Raw genomic sequence first — 16551 nt, 5'->3', positions numbered from 1 at the left:
AGGGGGTCAGGATGCGCGGCGGCGGAAGACGGCCAGTCGCAGCACCAGGAAGCGCAGGGCGGTCACCAGGACCGAGGAGGCGGCGAGGACGAGTGTCTCGGCGGCCGCCGACGCGTCGGGCACGGCCTCGCGGAACAGCAGTACCGCGGCGGAGGTGAAGATGTAGCCGACGACGAACAGGGCACCGGCGCCCAGGTGTGCCCGACCCGCCCCGACCCCTTCCGCCGCGTAGCGGAAGGTCAGGCGACGGTTGGCCTCGGTGTTCAGCAGGGTGAGCACGACGAGGGAGACGAAGTTGGCGGCGGCGGGTTGCCACCAGCCACGCAACAGCCAGTACAGGAGGGCCTGTCCGGCGGTCGATGCGATACCGATGAGGACGAAGCAGCCTATCTGCCAGGCGAGTTGGGAGCGTGCGGCGTCCGGCGCCAGGACCGCGTCCGGGTGCTCGGCGGCGGGCCCGGGACGTCGTGGAACCGGGACGCGGGCGGCGCCGGACGCCTTGAGCCGGGCCATGCGCCACAGGCCCTTGAGGTCGTCGACGGCCGTGCCGACCACGTCCACCCGGGTGTCGACGTCCTCCACCCAGTCGACGGGGACCTCGTGGATGCGCAGGCCGTTGTGCTCGGCGAGCAGCAGCAGTTCGGTGTCGAAGAACCAGGCGTCGTCCTCGGCCTTGGCCAGCAGCGGGCGGAGCACGTCGGTGCGGGCCGCCTTGAACCCGCACTGGGCGTCGCTGAAGTGGGCGCCGTGGGTGAGCCGGATCAACGCGTTGTAGCAGCGGGAGATCAGCTCGCGGCGCGGCCCGCGCACGGTACGGGCGCCGGTGGCGAGGCGGCTGCCGATGGCGAGGTCGGAGTGACCACTGGCCAGCGGGGCGATCAGCGGAAGCAGTCCGTCCAGGCCGGTGGACAGGTCGACGTCCATGTAGACGACGATGTCGGCGTCGCTCCTGGCCCAGACGGTACGCAGCGCAAGACCCCGTCCCTTGCGCTCCAGGTGGTGGACGCCGACACCGGGCAGTTCCTCGGACAGCTCGCGGGCCACGGCGAGGGTGCGGTCGACGCTGGCGTTGTCCGCCACGGTGATCCGCCAGGGGTAGGGCAACTGGTCGCGCAGTCTGGCGTGGAGAGTGCGGATGCAGCCCGGCAGGGCTCGTTCCTCGTTGTAGACGGGGATGACGACCTCGACGGTCGGCGTGTGCGCGGTGGTCGAGCCAGGAACGTCTGCTCGCGACGCCGGCTGGAAACGCCGGGCGATGGGCAAACTGCTGCTGGTATGCGTCATGGATTCCTCAAGCGGTGGGGGTCGGTGGGGCGGCTCCCGGTCGCGCCCACGCCCTCGTGGTGCGCCGGGGTCGACTCTGACCGGCGCGCCAGGGGAAACCCGGGGAGAAAGCTGGGAATTGACGGGGAGTCCGCTGTCAGTCCGCTCACCGGCAGGCGGCGAAGGACGTCGCCGATCCTTGCCGTAGGACCTGGGAGCCACAGGTCAGCGGCCCGGGAACCCGCCGAGAGAACGCTGTGCAAGGCCCCGCAGGCCAGACCGGTCTCGCGTGCGCTGTCGGGGCGGTGCGGTCACCGGTGCGCGCCTGATCTCACGATCCGTACCTCTCCTGCCGGCAGGTGCGACTCTCCGGTGAGGGGTTCGTCGGGCCGCTCCCGGTCCGCTCGGACCGAACACGGGCCGTTGAGTTGGCACTCTCCGCCGCACTGCGCGTAGGGGGGCGCGGCTCACCGAGGGGTGAGGCCGCGAACCGTGTCGCGGAAGGCGATCGGGGTCCGGCCGGTGCGCTGGTGGAAGTACTTGCTGAAGTGGGTGGCGCTGGAGAAGCCGAGGCGGTCGGCTATGCGGGCGGCGCTCTGATCGCTGTGGGCCAGGAGGCGCTTGGCCTCGAGGACGACGCGGCGGTCGATGAACTCCTTGGCCCCGACGCCGGCTGCGGCCAGCGTGGCGCGGGAGAGGGTGCGGGCCGAGTAGCCGAGCGCTTGGGCATAGTCCTCGACCCGGCGGGTTCGGGTGAATTCGTTTTCCACCGCGTCACGGAAGCGCAGGTAGGTGGCGTCGGGTTGGCGGGCGGGGCTGCCGACCGGGACGGTGAGGTGGTCCAGTCGCAGGACGAGGACGGCCAGCAGGTGACGCAGGGCCGTGGTGTGGATCTCCAGGGGCAGGTGTCCCAGGGCATGGAACTCGGCGACGAGATGGCCGACTGCCAGTCGCAGGGCTTCTGCGTCTTCGGGCAGGGGACGGCGCAGGACCGGTGCGTGCGGGTCTTCCACGTGGGCGCCGGTGATGGTGGCCGGGTCGAGGAAGTCCTGGCGGAAAAGGATCAGGGTGCCTTCGGCGTGCGTGAGGTCGCCCCACTGCTGCACCTGGCCGGGGCGAACCCACAGCCATGAGCCGGGTTCGAGGGTGTAGGCGGTGAAGTCGACCGCGTGCCGGAGGGTGCCGCGGGTGAGGGTGAGCAGGTGGTGGAAGTCCGGGCGCTGGGGAGCCGTGAGCCGCTCGACCGGCACACGGTGGCGCAGGTCGGCGAGAGACAGCGCTTCTACGCCGGCGGGGGTGCCGGCGGGCGCCGCGAACGAGACCTCTGGAATCCCCCGGTCGGCATCGTGTCGGTTTTTGACCATCACTAGTCGCCAGCGTATCTGATTTTCCCAGGCCAGCGACTTTAGTTTGGAGTTGTCAGCCCATCCGGCATCAGGCGATGTCGGAAAAAACTAAGAGGACGGCAAACCGCCCTTGCGAGGAGAAGCGTCATGAGCAACGCCAGGAACACCGTCCTGACCGCCGCCGGCGAACTGTTCGGACAGAAGGATCCGAATGCGGTGGACCGCTGGGTCGCCGCCGACTACACACAGCACAGCACCCTGGCCGCCGACGGGCCCGAGGCCCTGCGTCAGCTCGTCGCCGGCCTGCCGGAGGGGTTCCGCTACGAGGGCGCCCGGGTGATCGCCGACGGTGACCTGGTCGCCCTGCACGGCACGTACCACGGCTTCGGCCCCGTCCCGCTGGTCGCCTTCGACGTCTTCCGCGTCGACGCCTCCGGCAAGCTCGCCGAGCACTGGGACGCCCTGACCCCGCTGGTCGAGGACACCGCCTCGGGGCGCTCGCAGACCGACGGCCCCACCGAGGTCACCACGCCCGAGGAGACCGAGGCCAACCGGGCCCTGGTCGCCGAGTTCGCGCAGAAGGTCCTGGTCGGCGCGGACTACTCGGTGCTCACGGACTACATCTCGCCCGAGACCTACGAGCAGCACAACCCGGAGGCCGCCGACGGCCTCGACGGCTTCGGCGCCGCCGCCGCGAAGTGGGCCGAGCAGGGCAAGAACCTCGTCTACAAGACCGTCCACAAGGTCATCGCCGAGGGCGAGTTCGTCCTGCTCCAGTCCGAGGGCGAGTTCGGTGTCGCCGTCGCCTACTACGATCTCTTCCGCGTCCAGGGCGGCAAGATCGTCGAGCACTGGGACGTCATCTCCCCCATCCCGGCCGAACTGCCCCACGGCAATGGCCTGTTCTGACACGGCACCGACGAGGACAAACGCGATGAGTGCGCTGACCTACGCCGGGAGGACCTTCGTCGGGCATGTCCGTGAGCCACCTCATGGACCTCAACGCCCTTGATGACCAAGCGTTCTGGACCTACGAGCCGCGTCGCCGAAGCGGGTCGGCACCCTCGAATCCGTTTGATCGGCCCCGCCACCGTGCCTCGACCGACCCGGAACGAGGGCACGGCGGCGCCGCGTTCCACGGACCCCTCCCCCACCGCCCCCTCACGTGCTCACTGCCCGGAGAACCACCGTGTCCCCGACCTCCCTGCCGCTGGCCGCATACCGGGCCGTCATCGCGCTCGACGAGCCGTTCCGCCCGGACGCCGTCCATGACGCGGGCGCCCGGTCCGCCGACCTGGTCCGCGAGGTGCTCGATCTGCTGGCCGACGACCCGGCCGCCAGGCCCGGCTTGCACTCCGGCCCGGCGGCTCGGACCGACGACGACGCCCGGCGGCTCCTGCGCGCCGTGCTGACGGTTCGGGAACCGGGCCCGCTGCCCGCGCAGGCCGCCCGCGTGCTGGACGCGCTCCTGGCCGGCGAACGTCTGGCACGCGGCACCACCGACGCGGCCGCGCTGCCCACCATCCGCGACACGCTTCCCCACACCACGTACGCGGCCGCCGACCGGACGGTGCTGTGGCAGGGCGACCTCACCACTCTCTGCGCTGACGCCGTCGTCAACGCCGCCAACAGCGCCCTGCTCGGCTGCTTCAGGCCGATGCACCCGTGCATCGACAACGCCCTCCACGCCGCGGCCGGCCCTCGCCTGCGCGCCGACTGCCACACGATCATGTCCCGGCAGGGGCATCCGGAGCCGACCGGCACCGCCAAGATCACCCGCGGCTACCACCTGCCCGCCCGGTACGTCCTGCACACGGTCGGCCCGATCGTCGACGATCCCGTGCTCCCGGAGCACCCGCAGTCGCTGGCGGCCTCGTACCGTGCCTGCCTCGACCTCGCCGCCGACGTGGACGGCATCCGCAGCGTCGCGTTCTGCGGCATCAGCACCGGCGTCTTCGGCTACCCCAAGGCGCCCGCCGCGCGCATCGCCCTGGACACCGTGGCCGAATGGCTCGACCTCCACCCCGGACGGCTCGATCGCGTGATCTTCGACGTGTACGCGGACGACGACCGCGCCGCCTACCTCCGGGCACTGACCGAAAGGACCCAGCCCCGATGAACGAGTCCGCCTTCGACCTGGAAGCCGCCGCCGGAACGATACGCGCCTGGCTCGGCGAGGCCGACCGCGTCCTGATCACCGCGGGGGCCGGACTCAGCGCCGCCGCCGGATACGACTACGGCGACGAGGACCGCTTCCGGGAACTCTTCCCCGCCCTGCACCGCCTCGGCCTGCGCTCCCGCTACATGGTCGGCGTACCGCTGTCGCCCGAGCTGTGGTGGGGCTACTGGGCCGTCCACATCGACGACATCCGCTTCTCCCCGGACCCCAACCCCCTCTACCAGCGGCTGAGTTCCCTCGTCGGCGACAAGGACCACTGGGTGATGACGTCCAACGTGGACGGCCTCTTCGCCCGCAACGGCTTCGCCCCGGACCGGGTCTTCACCCCGCAGGGCGACTACGGCCGTTACCAGTGCGCCGCTCCCTGCACTCCGACCACCTTCGACAGCCGCCCGCTCGTCGCACGGCTCCTCGCCACCTACGACCCGGCCACCGGCGGAGTCACCGGCCCTCTGCCCAACTGCCCGAACTGCGGCGGCAGGGTGGAGATCAACGTCCGCGTCGGCCCGGAGTTCGTCGACGACCCCTATCTCCCCGCGGGCCACCGCCTCCAGGACTGGCTGGGAACCGGCGCCGGTACCCGCCTGCTCATTCTCGAGTTCGGCGCCGGATTCAACACCCCTGGCGTCATCCGATGGCCGGGCGAACATCTCACCCGCCGGATCCCTCGCGCACGCCTCGTACGCGTCAACACCACCCACCCCGAAACCCCCGCCGACCTCGCCGGTCGGGCCCTGTCCGTACCGGTCGGTGCCGACCACTTGCTCGACGCACTCTTCGGCATCACCGAGCGCATTGCCATGCGCTACACCGCCGCCCACCCCGAAGGAACCGCGAAGCCGGCCACGTAGCCCGCCTGTTTCAGCCCTGGAGAGTGCCGAGCCAGTCGGTCAGCCGACGGTTGACCTCGTCGGGGCGCTCCTGCTGGATCCAGTGGCCGCAGCCGTCCAAGAGGTGCGCGGCCGACAGGCCGGGCAGCGTGGTCGGGAAGTCGTCGATGGCGTCGGCCATCCAGGTGGTGGAGGCGTCCAGGGCGCCGCCGATGAACAGGGACGGCTGCTTGATCGGGGCTCCGCGGTACGCGGCGAGATCCTCCCAGTCGCGGTCCATGTTGCGGTAGCGGTTGAGGGCCCCCGTGAGGCCGGTGCGCTCGAACTCCCCCGCATAGACGTCGAGGTCGTCCTCGCTCAGCCAGGCCGGGAGGACCCCTGTGGGGAAACGGTCGCGCAGCCGGCCCTCGCCGCGGGCGACGAAGTGCGGGTCGGGCTCGCCATGGACGGGCATGGTGTCGGCGGACAGGGCTGCGTAGAAACCCGCGAGCCAGCCCCGGACATCGGGCTCGATCTCCGCTTCGGCACGGCCGGGCTTCTGGAAGTAGGCGACGTAGAACTCCTGCTCTGCGCCGCCGATCTGGCCGAAGATGTCGGTGGGGCGCGGACCGCCGGGCGGCGCGTAGGGGACGCTCAGCAGGCCGACGGCGCGGAAGACCTCCGGATGGAGCAGGGCGGAAGCGGCGGCGATGTTGGAACCCCAGTCGTGCCCGACGATCACCGCGCTCTCCTCGCCGAGGGCGCGCACAACGGCGACGTTGTCCTCCACCAGGTCGAGCATCCGGTAGGCCTCGGTCGACGCGGGCTTGGAGGAGCGGCCGTAGCCGCGCACGTCGATCGCCACCGCCCGGTAGCCGGCCGCGACGAGGGCCGGGAGTTGGCGGCGCCAGGAGAACCAGGACTCGGGGAAGCCGTGCACGAGCAGCACCAGCGGGCCGGTGCCCTGCTCGACCAGGTGCAGGCGCCCGGCCGGGGCCTCGACGGTGCGGTGGTGGAGCTCGGCAGTCGGCTCGGGCTGCATGTGCTTCTCCTGAGTTCGTGGGCGGACACGGCTACCCATCGATCATGCGGGGCAGCACCCGCCCGACGCGATCAGCCTTGCCATTCTGGCAACATCGCCGGACAGGGGCACAAGGGACCGATATGTGACGCAGAGATCGTCACGAGGGTGCATCGAAAGAAGCTGCCATGGGCATGCATTCCGGCGTTTGAACCCACCCCCACACCGTTCGATCCCTCCCCCACGAGGAGTGAGCGCGTGATGAGCGCCCCCACCACGGCACCCATCCCCACCCCCACAGCCCCCGGCCGACTGCCCCTGATCGGGCACGGACTCCGCCTCGTCCGCGATCCGCTGCCGTTCATCACCTCGCTGCGCGAACACGGCAGTGTGGTGCGCATACGCATCGGCCCCACACCCGCCTACGTCGTCACGGACCCCGCGTTGGCCCGGCGGGTCCTGGTGGCCGATGCATCCCACTTCCCCAAAGGCGGCAAGTACTACGACGCACTGCGGGTCTTCCTGGGTGACGGAGTCGCGACCGTCGCCGACGGCGACACTCATCTGCGCAACCGCCGTCTGATGCAGCCCATGTTCAGCAAGGCACACATCGCCGAGCGCGGTAACGCCATGATCGATCAGGTACGAACGATGGTCGGCGCGTGGCCGGAGGCCGAACCGCGCGACATGTTCGCCGGCATGAACGAGATCACCCTCGCGACGTTCCTCGTCGCCGTGTTCGGCGCGGACCTGCCCCCACACCTGGAGGGCGAGTTCACCGCCCTCATGCCCGAAATCATGAGAGGAACGATTCGGCAGGTCCTTCTTCCGTCCTGGATCTCGCGGCTGCCGCTGCCCTCCAATCGCGCGCACGCCGACCGTGTCGCCCGCCTGCGCGCGCTCATCGATCAGGCCATCGACCATCACACCGACGCCACCGCGCCCAGGTCCGCTGCGGCGGACGGTGCGTCCGGCGCCGAGGCGTGCCCGCACGCGTCCCAGGCGCACCGCCGACAGCCAGGGGGCCTGTTCGAGACCCTGATCGGTGTCGAGGACCAACTCGGCCGACGGCAACTCCAGGACGAGGCCATCACCCTGCTGGCCGGCGCGATCGAGACCACCGGCACCACACTCGCCTGGGCTCTGTACGAGATCGCCGCCAACCCCACCGTCGAACGACGTCTCCGCGAGGAACTGGCCTCTGTGTGCCAGGACCGGCCGCTGCGCTACGACGACCTCGACCAACTCCCGTACGCCCGAAGGGTTCTGCAGGAGGCCATCAGAAAGTACGGGGTGTCCTGGATGGTGACGCGGACCACCGCCCGCGACATCGACCTCGGCGGACACCTCATACCCGAGGGCGCCGATGTCGTGTGGAGTCCCTACCTCCACCAGCACGACCCCTCCTACTACCCCGACCCGGACACCTTCGACCCGGACCGCTGGGAGACGGACCGCGCCGCGGCCACCCGAGGGTCCTTCCTGGCCTTCGGCGACGGCCGACGCAAGTGCATAGGGGAGAACTTCGCCTGGGTCGAACTCACCATCATCCTCGCGACTGTCCTCCAACTCTGGCCCCGGTTCGAGATGACCTCCCCTCCGCCACGTGCCCAAGCCATCATCACGGTCAAACCCGACGCCTTGACCATGGGCTTCCACCGGGAATCGGCTGACTGACGGGCCGACCGAGGCGACGACAGACAGGGCGGCACTCCGCGCTACCGGTCCTTCTCAGCCCCCACATTGGCGGTCAACCAGCTGAGCAGTGGCCTGAGTTGCCTGTGCGTGGCCAGCACTCGGTCGACGGCCTCCGGTGTCTGAAGCCATTCGTCACAGCCGAGGTGCCGTACGGAGAGCAGCGATCGGTGACGCAGCAGGTCTGCTCGGGGGTGGTCTGTGGGGTAGTCCCGGGGCACGCGCTTGAGGAGGTCCCCGGTGATCTCGAACCCCTTGTTCCGTAGGTCTGACACCAGGTCACCCAGTTCGGTGCCGCTTGGCTCAGCTGCGACCGCCGCCCTGAATCTGCCGATCTGAAGGGTGTCGGCGTACCACCACGCGCCCTGCACGTGCAGTCCATCCAGGTTGAAGCGCAGGCCGATCTCGATGTTCCGGGCGACGCGTACGACAGCGGACTGGTTCTGCCACCACCACGCTGTCTTCCCGTACCGCCACACGGAATGGTCCTCGAAAGCGGGATCTGCCCAGGCCAAGTCGTGCAGAAGCGAGAGCATCGGTTCCCGCACCAGGCGTTCGCGGTCCTTGCGAACCTCGCGCATCAGCTCTGATGACGGTTCACCGTCGAGACGCAACAGCACGTCGAACGCGGCCTCGTCCCAACCGGCGAACTGCCGTGCCCTGTCCATCTCTTACGGTCCTCCGGTCTCCACGTGCCGCCAGGACTTGAGGTGCGTGCAGGAGGTGATGCTACGGCAGGCGGACGCTAAGCCCATCAGCCGATGCGGAGCTGATTGTTCGGCGGACCTGCACAGACGTCCTCGTACCGGGCGGTGGCCGCGTTGCGTCACCTGTGCCTGGTGGCGGTCCGTGAGGGCGCGACGCCCGAGGCGCGCACGACGGTGTGTGCCGGTGTGCGGTGGTGCCGGGGTACGACGTCCTGGGGGAAGGACAGCTGTTGGTTCATCCACTTCAGGGTGGCCGGCATCTCCCGTGTCCAGGTGGGGAAGTTGTGGCTGCCGTTGTCGGGGAGGATCGACACCACGCGCATGGGTGCCTTGACGGCCTTGATGAAGGCAAGCGTCTGGGGGTAGCCCTTCTCGCCGTGCTTGCTGTCGGCGACCAGGACGGAGACCTGGGGCGCGGGCAGGTGCTTGAGCCGCCACATCAGGTCGTGTCCGTTGATCCGGTTGACCCGGCCCAGTCCGCTGCCGAAGAGGTTGCCGGTCGTGGGGTCGTCCTTGACTTTGTAGTCGGGCGAGAGGGCACCCGCGGTTGTGTACACGTGGGGGTCGCGCATCGTCAGCTGCAGGGCGCAGCTGGCGCCGGAGGAGTAACCGAGGACGCCCCAGGAACTGGCGTCGTGGCCCACCCGGTAGGTGGATTTCAGGGCGTCGGGGAGATCCCTGGCCAGGAACGTCTCGGTCTGCGGCCCACCGGGCACGTTCACGCACTCGGTGTCGCGCGGTGGGGCGATCGTCGGCCGGATCATCACCATGATGGTCGGCTGCATCTGGCCGCTCTTCTGCAGCTGTCCGGCGGTCTGCGACACCCGCAGATACTGCGCGAGGTTGAAGATGCTGCCGGGGTAGCCACTGAGCGCGACGATCACCGGGAAGCGCTGCCTGTTGTACGCCTTCTGGAAGTACTGCGGCGGCAGGTAGACGAACGCCGGGTCGATCACGCCCGTGCGGCGCCCGATGACCTTGACGGACTCGACCCGTCCGTTGACCGCGGCGGGCCCGGTGGGCAGTCCGCTGACCCGGCTCAGCTGCTCATCGCCGGCGGACTGTACCAAGGGGCCCTTCACGGAGACGCCGGTGACGGTCCCGTCGCCGTTGTGGCCGCCCGCCTGCGTGACGCCGACAGGGGCGGTGTCGACGTTGCCGAAGAGCTCGCCCCACGATCCGAAGAACTGGTACGACGAGTTCAGCGCGCAGGCGAAGGTCGCGATGATCGTCAGTTGGGTCACGCCGACGGCCGCCAGCCGTCCGAGCACCTGCCACAGCCCCTGCCTGGCCAGCCGTGGCCAGAACCAGATCAACAGCGTCACAGAGAGGGCGGCCAGTGCCGCCATCACGTACTCGGTTGTCTTGCTGGTCAAGCCCATGCCACTCAGTCCCTGGTTTCCTTGCTCGTGGTCATTCCGTCACCAGGAAGAGGTGTGGCGACCTTTGTGCGTTCACCAAGAAACGCTCATGGAACATACGAGCGGGCCCTTCCGCGTTTCCTTGTGAAGGGCCCGTCGCCGGCCGAAGCAGTCGTCAGTCGCCGGCGAGAGTCCTGCGGTGGGCGACGCAGTCTTCGTACGCCGGCAGCAGGCCCTGTGCCTCCGCTTCGGCGAGCGACGGCGCCTGCTCGTCCTTCGGGGACAGCAGCGGCCGGATGCCGTCCGGCCACTCGATGGCGAGGTCCGGGTCCAGCGGATGGATGCCGTGCTCGCGCTCGGGGGCATAGCCCTCGGAACACAGGTAGACGACCGTCGCGTCGTCCGTGAGGGCGAAGAAGGCGTGGCCCAGGCCCTCGGACAGGTAGACGGCGTGGTGGGTCTGGTCGTCGAGCCGGACGGCTTCCCACTGCTTGTACGTCGGGGAGCCGACGCGGATGTCGACGATGACGTCGATGACCGCCCCGCGCACACAGGTGACGTACTTGGCCTGGCTCGGCGGGACGTCGGCGAAGTGGATGCCGCGCAGTGTGCCCCGCCTGGAGACGGAGCAGTTGGCCTGCGCCAGGTTGAGGTCCTGGCCGGTCGCCTCGCGGAAGTCGTCGCCACGGAACCATTCGTGGAAGGTGCCGCGGTCGTCGGGGAAGATCTTGGGCTCCAGTACCCAAGTGCCTTCGATGCTCAGTGGTCGCACGTGGTGATCCTTGTTCGCGTCGTTCGGTTACTTCTTCAGGGTTCGACGGAGCCTGCCCGCCGCGCGGCGCAAGAACGCCGGCCTCAGGAGGCGGAAGGCAGGCCGACTGCGCGCGGGCTTCTTGGCTGCGGCAGCGAGGCGCTTGACGACGACACCCCCGTTCGCGCGGACTTGGAGCGCCAGCGGGAGCGCCACCGGCTTGCCGTCTCCGTTCGACGGCAGGATCAGCTCCAACCCCCATCGGCCGTCGGTCAGTTCTTCGAGCGGGAGGTCTGCCCTCAGCTCTGCCCGGCCGGTACCGCGGGAGCTCAGCGTGCCGGGCAGTTCCACCGAACGGCTGGTCGCAGCGTTGGTCAGCTTCAGGTTTGCCCCACCCTCGCCCTGGACGTGGAAGGGCAGGGCAACGGTGAGGCGGCCGGGGTCCGTTGTGACGATGACGTCGGCGGACGTGAGACTGGGGAACTCGTAGGCGATCCTGTCGGTCTGCTGGTCGGCGTCGAGCGAGAGGTTGCCGTGCGGATCGGTCCAGAAGGGCAGGAACAGACGGGCCGGGGAACCGATGACGGCGGCGCCGCGTCCACGCCCGGCCCTTTCGCTGCGTACGGCACCGAGGCGGGTGTCCTTGGTCCACCCGCAGGAGGTGATACGGATGAAGACGTCCCAGACGCCCGCATCCAGTGCGGCGCCGTTCGCCGCCGACAGCGGGTCGATCCGCGAGGTGGCCCGGAAGACGTGCCGGAAGTGTCCCTCCCGGCGCTTCACCGGGACCTTCTCCCGGGTGAACTCGACAGGCTGGAAGAACTCCGCGGCCGTCGCGCGATCCCGCAGGACGAGATCGACCTTGGACTTGGCCAGCGGGGCGGCAGTGTCCGCGCCGAGTCGGGCGATGGCGTCCAGGCTGGTCCGTGGCAACGGCGGGACGAGCAGGTCCTTCTCGCCGTCGGTACGGAAGATGATCGGCTCGCCGCCCGACTTGTACTCGGCGGTGTAACCGATCGTCAGCTTGCCGCCCTTCCAGCCGAGGTCATCGAGGACACCGGAGGGCTTGACCTGTGACTCCCACCGGGCGAACTCCTCGATGTCGCTGAGTCGGCCGGCGGCGATCAGGTCGGCGACGATCCGCTGCGTGGTCGGCAGGCCGGCCGCGACTCCGGGCCCGAAACGCTCGACGACCACCTTGTGCATCTCGTCGAACAGCTCCTGACGGTAGTCGGCGGGCAGCCTCAGCAGACGCTGCCCGCGCATCCGCTCGACCATCTCGTTGCGCAGCCAGCGCCGGAAGAGTCGGTCTCTCAGCGGCCCGGGCTCGGTGAGTTCCTCGACGACATCGAGGGCTTCACGGAGATTGGTGAAATAGCCGACGGGGTCGAATCGCTGGAAGCCCGCGTTGGAGGCATCCTCGCGCTTGACGTGGTAGTAGCACAGGTAGTCGCTGAGGACGGCGACGTTCTCCGCCCGCAGGTACGCCTCGGCGACGAAGACGTGGTCCTCCAGGCGGCGGCGTCCCTCCTTGTAGCGGAGGTCGTACTTGTCCAGGAAGGCCTTCCGGAACATCTTGTGCGGGGTGAGGCTGTCGATCAGCGGGGCGTTCTCGACATTCGCGTAGGGCCTGTTCTTGCGGAACAGCTCCCGCGGGACCGGACGCCCTTTGCCGACCATCTTGCCCACGATGACGTCGGCGCCGTTCTCCACGCCGTAGTCGTACATGCGCTCCAGGGCTTCGTCGCCCAGCCAGTCGTCGTTGTCGACGAACTGGATGAACTCACCCTTGGCGGCGGCCATGCCCACGTTGCGGGGCTTGCCCGACCACCCGGACCCCTCCTGGTGGATGACGTGCATGTGCGGATACTCGGCGGCGAGCCGATCCAGGCGCTCGGGGGTCTCGTCGGTCGAACCGTCGTCGACGAAGATCGCTTCGTACTCGTCGTCCGGCAGGCTCTGGCGCAGCAGAGAGGCGATGCAGTCCTCGATGTACACGCCCGGGTTGTACACCGGGATCACCACGCTCACTTTGATCGGCACGTGACTTTCCGCTCCTCCGCTACTCAGCGATTTCGTGACGGCCCTCTCGGACTCCTCGGCCCGCTCAGGCAGCAGCCCTGGCCGCCGACCTGCCGGGCCCACTGTCGTACAGACGGGACGAGATCGTCGGCAGTTCCGTTCGGGCGAGGACCCCGACCACCCGTCCGGGCTCCTGCCCGGCAGGCGGTTCGTCTGTCGGCCCGCCGGCGGCCAGGGCACCGACCCGGAGGCACGCCGCCCCCGCATCGACGAACCTACTACATGTTGTAGTGTTCAGCTGCCCGCTCCGACATCGACGTGTTCCCCGGTCGATCCACCGTCATCACACCAGAGTGACGTCACACCGGACTCTTACTCATGAAAATCATGGAATATCCGACATGATTCGACGACCTATGACACAGCCGACGGAGCCGTAACTTGACAGGATCTAGCATGCCGCGAATGAAAGCCCTCGTGCTGTCGGGTGGTTCGGGTACACGCCTGCGTCCCATCACCCACACCTCGGCCAAGCAACTCGTGCCGGTCGCCAACAAACCCGTGCTGTTCTACGGGCTGGAGGCCATCGCCGATGCCGGCATCACCGACGTCGGAATCATCGTCGGCGACACCGCCGAAGAGATCCGGGAAGCCGTGGGTGACGGCTCCGCATTCGGAATCGACGTCACCTACATACCGCAGGACAAGCCGCTCGGGCTGGCCCACGCCGTGCTCATCGCACGCGACTTCCTGGGTGACGACGACTTCGTGATGTACCTCGGCGACAACTTCATCGTCGGCGGCATCACCGGCCTCGTCGACGCGTTCCGTACGGAACGCCCCGACGCCCAGATCCTGCTGACCCGAGTGCCCAACCCGACGTCCTTCGGTGTCGCCGAGCTCGACGAGAACGGCCGCGTCAAGGGGCTCCAGGAGAAGCCGAAACAGCCCAAGAGCGACCTCGCGCTGGTGGGCGTCTATCTCTTCACAGCCGCGATCCACCAGGCCGTCCGCAGCATCGAGCCGTCCTGGCGCGGCGAGCTGGAGATCACGCACGCCATTCAGTGGCTGATCGACCAGAACAAGGACGTCCGCTCGACGACCATCTCCGGCTACTGGAAGGACACCGGGAACGTCGCCGACATGCTGGAGGTCAACCGCTCCGTCCTGGAGAGGCTCGAGCCACACGTCGAGGGCACCGTCGACGACTCCAGCGAGATCATCGGCCGCGTGCGCATCGACGCGGGCGCCGAGGTCCACGGGTCGCGCATCGTCGGCCCTGCCGTCATCGGCCCCGGTACGGTGATCAACGGCTCGTACGTCGGCCCGTTCACCTCCATCTCCGAGGGCTGCCGCATCGAGGACAGCGAGGTCGAGTACTCGATCGTCCTGCGCGACTCCTCCATCACCGGCGTCCGGCGCGTCGAGACCTCGCTCATCGGCCGCAACGTGCAGGTCACCCCCGCGCCCCGCAATCCCGCGGTACACCGTCTCGTCCTCGGCGACCACAGCAAGGTGCAGATCTCCTCATGACGACGAACATCCTGGTGACCGGCGGCGCCGGTTTCATCGGCTCCCACTACGTCCGTACCCTCCTCGGTCCCGAGGGCCCCGGCGACGTGGCCATCACTGTGCTGGACAAGCTCACCTACGCGGGCAACCCGGCCAACCTCGACCAGGTCCGCGACCACCCCGGCTTCGCCTTCGTGCAGGGCGACATATGCGACCCCGAGCTCGTGGGCAAGCTGATGGCCGAGCACGACGAGGTGGTGCACTTCGCGGCCGAGTCGCACGTGGACCGCTCCATCGACGGCGGCGCGGAGTTCGTCCGTACGAACGTCGTCGGCACCCACACCCTGATCGACGCCGCACACCGGGCCGGCATCAAGACCTTCGTCCACATCTCCACCGACGAGGTCTACGGCTCCATCGACTCCGGCTCCTGGCCGGAGACCCACCCACTGCAGCCCAACTCGCCCTACTCCTCGGCCAAAGCCGCCAGCGACCTGATCGCGCTGTCGTACCACCGCACCCACGACCTCGACGTCCGCGTGACCCGCTGCTCCAACAACTACGGGCACCACCACTTCCCCGAGAAGGTCATCCCGCTGTTCATCACCAACCTGCTGGACGGCAAGAAGGTCCCGCTCTACGGCGACGGCGGCAACGTCCGCGACTGGCTGCACATCGACGACCACGTCCAGGGCATCGACCTGGTGCGCACCCGGGGACGCGCCGGCGAGGTCTACAACATCGGCGGCGGCACCGAACTGTCCAACAAGGAACTCACTTCCCTCCTGCTGCAGGCCTGCGGCGCCGACTGGGACAGCGTCGAGTACGTCGCCGACCGCAAGGGCCACGACCGCCGCTACTCCGTGGACTGCACCAAGATCCGCACGGAACTGGGGTACGAACCCCGTAAGGACTTCGCCACCGGCCTCGCCGAGACCGTCGCCTGGTACCGGGACAACCGCGACTGGTGGGTGCCTCTGAAGGAGCGCGCGACACTGTGACATCCACCTGGCTGATCACCGGCGCGGGCGGCATGCTCGGCAAGGACCTCATGGCCCGCCTGACGGCGGACATGGAGAAGGTTGTGGGCCTGGCCCGCGGGGACCTCGACGTCACGGACCCGGACGCGGTACACGAAGCCGTCGCCGAGTACCGGCCGGACGTGGTCGTCAATTGCGCCGCCTGGACCGCCGTCGACGACGCCGAGACCCAGGAGGCCGAAGCCCTGCGGATCAACGGCCACGGCCCCCGGAACCTGGCAGAGGCCTGCGCCGCGACCGGCGCCAAGCTGCTTCAGGTCTCCACGGACTACGTCTTCGCAGGCAACGCCGACTCGCCCTACGCGGAGAACGCCCCCACAGCGCCACGAAGTGCCTACGGCCGCACCAAATTCGCCGGCGAGCAGGCCGTACTGGCCGCACTCCCCCACTCGGGCTACGTGGTACGCACGGCATGGTTGTACGGAGCCGGCGGCGGCAACTTCGTCCGTACGATGATCAAACTGGAGAGCGTCAAGGACATCCTCGACGTGGTCGACGACCAGCGCGGCCAGCCCACATGGACCGTCGACCTCGCCGACCGGCTCGTTCGCCTCGGCCGCTCCGCTCTGAACGGTGTCGCCCCGGCCGGGATCTACCACGGCACCAGCACCGGTGAGACCACCTGGTTCGACCTCGCCCGGGAGGTCTTCCGGCTGCTCGGCGCGGATACCGAGCGAGTCCGTCCGACCACCAGCGCCGCCTACCTCCGCCCGGCCCCCCGGCCGAGCTACAGCGTCCTCGGCCATGACCGTTGGGCACCAGCCGAGCTCGAGCCGATCCGGGGGTGGCGCGAGGCCCTCTACGAAGCGTTTCCGGCGATGCTGGCGGCCGAGCGGCCGTAATCC

General features: G+C 69.0%; 14 protein-coding genes. 7 read left to right on the top strand and 7 right to left on the bottom strand.

The window, feature by feature from the left end; translation table 11 throughout:
• Positions 1-6 precede the first annotated feature (6 nt).
• Entirely contained in the window at positions 7-1284 is a 1278-nt protein-coding gene (locus tag ACIGDI_RS27365; protein ID WP_399901694.1) for a glycosyltransferase, read from the bottom strand.
• A 446-nt stretch (positions 1285-1730) separates the two neighbouring features.
• Complete coding sequence (locus ACIGDI_RS27360) at positions 1731-2627, bottom strand: helix-turn-helix domain-containing protein (RefSeq protein WP_399901691.1); 897 nt, start codon at positions 2625-2627, stop codon at positions 1731-1733.
• Between the two features lie 129 nt (positions 2628-2756).
• Between ACIGDI_RS27360 and ACIGDI_RS27355 the strand changes: the two genes are divergently transcribed.
• From ACIGDI_RS27355 to ACIGDI_RS27345, 3 genes are all read left to right on the top strand, one after another.
• Positions 2757-3518 (top strand): nuclear transport factor 2 family protein, encoded by a 762-nt coding sequence (locus tag ACIGDI_RS27355; protein ID WP_399901688.1) that lies wholly within the window; start codon positions 2757-2759, stop codon positions 3516-3518.
• 280 nt (positions 3519-3798) lie between these two features.
• Positions 3799-4728, top strand: coding sequence for a protein-ADP-ribose hydrolase (locus tag ACIGDI_RS27350; RefSeq protein WP_399901686.1), 930 nt, complete (start codon positions 3799-3801; stop codon positions 4726-4728).
• Positions 4725-5639: an NAD-dependent protein deacetylase of SIR2 family gene (locus tag ACIGDI_RS27345; RefSeq protein WP_399901683.1), complete on the top strand. Its 915-nt coding sequence runs from the start codon at positions 4725-4727 to the stop codon at positions 5637-5639. Before ACIGDI_RS27350 ends, ACIGDI_RS27345 begins: the two co-directional genes overlap by 4 nt.
• A 10-nt stretch (positions 5640-5649) precedes the next feature.
• Here the strand turns inward: ACIGDI_RS27345 and ACIGDI_RS27340 are convergent, their stop codons facing one another.
• Positions 5650-6639, bottom strand: a complete 990-nt coding sequence (locus ACIGDI_RS27340; RefSeq protein WP_399901680.1) for an alpha/beta fold hydrolase — start codon at positions 6637-6639, stop codon at positions 5650-5652.
• Positions 6640-6879: 240 nt separating this feature from the next.
• Between ACIGDI_RS27340 and ACIGDI_RS27335 the strand changes: the two genes are divergently transcribed.
• Positions 6880-8295 (top strand): cytochrome P450, encoded by a 1416-nt coding sequence (locus ACIGDI_RS27335; RefSeq protein ID WP_399901677.1) that lies wholly within the window; start codon positions 6880-6882, stop codon positions 8293-8295.
• Positions 8296-8336: 41 nt separating this feature from the next.
• On the opposite strand, the gene ACIGDI_RS27330 is transcribed toward ACIGDI_RS27335, so the two are convergent.
• The 4 genes from ACIGDI_RS27330 to ACIGDI_RS27315 all read right to left on the bottom strand — a co-directional run bounded on the left by ACIGDI_RS27330 (position 8337) and on the right by ACIGDI_RS27315 (position 13175).
• Positions 8337-8981 carry a DUF2461 family protein gene (locus ACIGDI_RS27330; RefSeq protein ID WP_399901674.1) on the bottom strand — a complete coding sequence of 215 codons (645 nt, stop codon included), beginning with the start codon at positions 8979-8981 and terminating at the stop codon, positions 8337-8339.
• A gap of 158 nt (positions 8982-9139) precedes the next feature.
• Positions 9140-10402, bottom strand: a complete 1263-nt coding sequence (locus tag ACIGDI_RS27325) for an alpha/beta hydrolase (RefSeq protein WP_399901671.1) — start codon at positions 10400-10402, stop codon at positions 9140-9142.
• Positions 10403-10556: 154 nt separating this feature from the next.
• Complete coding sequence (gene rfbC / locus ACIGDI_RS27320) at positions 10557-11153, bottom strand: dTDP-4-dehydrorhamnose 3,5-epimerase (protein ID WP_399901668.1); 597 nt, start codon at positions 11151-11153, stop codon at positions 10557-10559.
• Positions 11154-11180: 27 nt separating this feature from the next.
• Positions 11181-13175 (bottom strand): glycosyltransferase, encoded by a 1995-nt coding sequence (locus tag ACIGDI_RS27315; RefSeq protein WP_399901665.1) that lies wholly within the window; start codon positions 13173-13175, stop codon positions 11181-11183.
• 444 nt (positions 13176-13619) lie between these two features.
• On the opposite strand from ACIGDI_RS27315, the gene ACIGDI_RS27310 reads away from it, so the two are divergent.
• From ACIGDI_RS27310 to rfbD, 3 genes are read left to right on the top strand one after another with little or no spacing between them, the layout of a single operon-like run.
• Complete coding sequence (locus ACIGDI_RS27310) at positions 13620-14687, top strand: glucose-1-phosphate thymidylyltransferase (RefSeq protein WP_399901662.1); 1068 nt, start codon at positions 13620-13622, stop codon at positions 14685-14687.
• The gene (gene rfbB / locus ACIGDI_RS27305; protein WP_399901660.1) at positions 14684-15667 is read left to right on the top strand and encodes a dTDP-glucose 4,6-dehydratase; all 984 of its coding nucleotides are present in this window, start codon (positions 14684-14686) and stop codon (positions 15665-15667) included. The genes ACIGDI_RS27310 and rfbB overlap by 4 nt, the downstream gene beginning before the upstream one ends.
• Positions 15664-16548: a dTDP-4-dehydrorhamnose reductase gene (gene rfbD, locus ACIGDI_RS27300; protein ID WP_399901657.1), complete on the top strand. Its 885-nt coding sequence runs from the start codon at positions 15664-15666 to the stop codon at positions 16546-16548. Before rfbB ends, rfbD begins: the two co-directional genes overlap by 4 nt.
• Positions 16549-16551: the final 3 nt, after the last annotated feature.

It is taken from the genome of Streptomyces sp. NPDC085900, from assembly GCF_044540925.1.
Taxonomy (GTDB): domain Bacteria; phylum Actinomycetota; class Actinomycetes; order Streptomycetales; family Streptomycetaceae; genus Streptomyces; species Streptomyces gilvifuscus.
The sequence above is the reverse complement of the archived record's forward strand: the minus strand, read 5'-3'. Positions and strand labels throughout refer to the sequence as shown.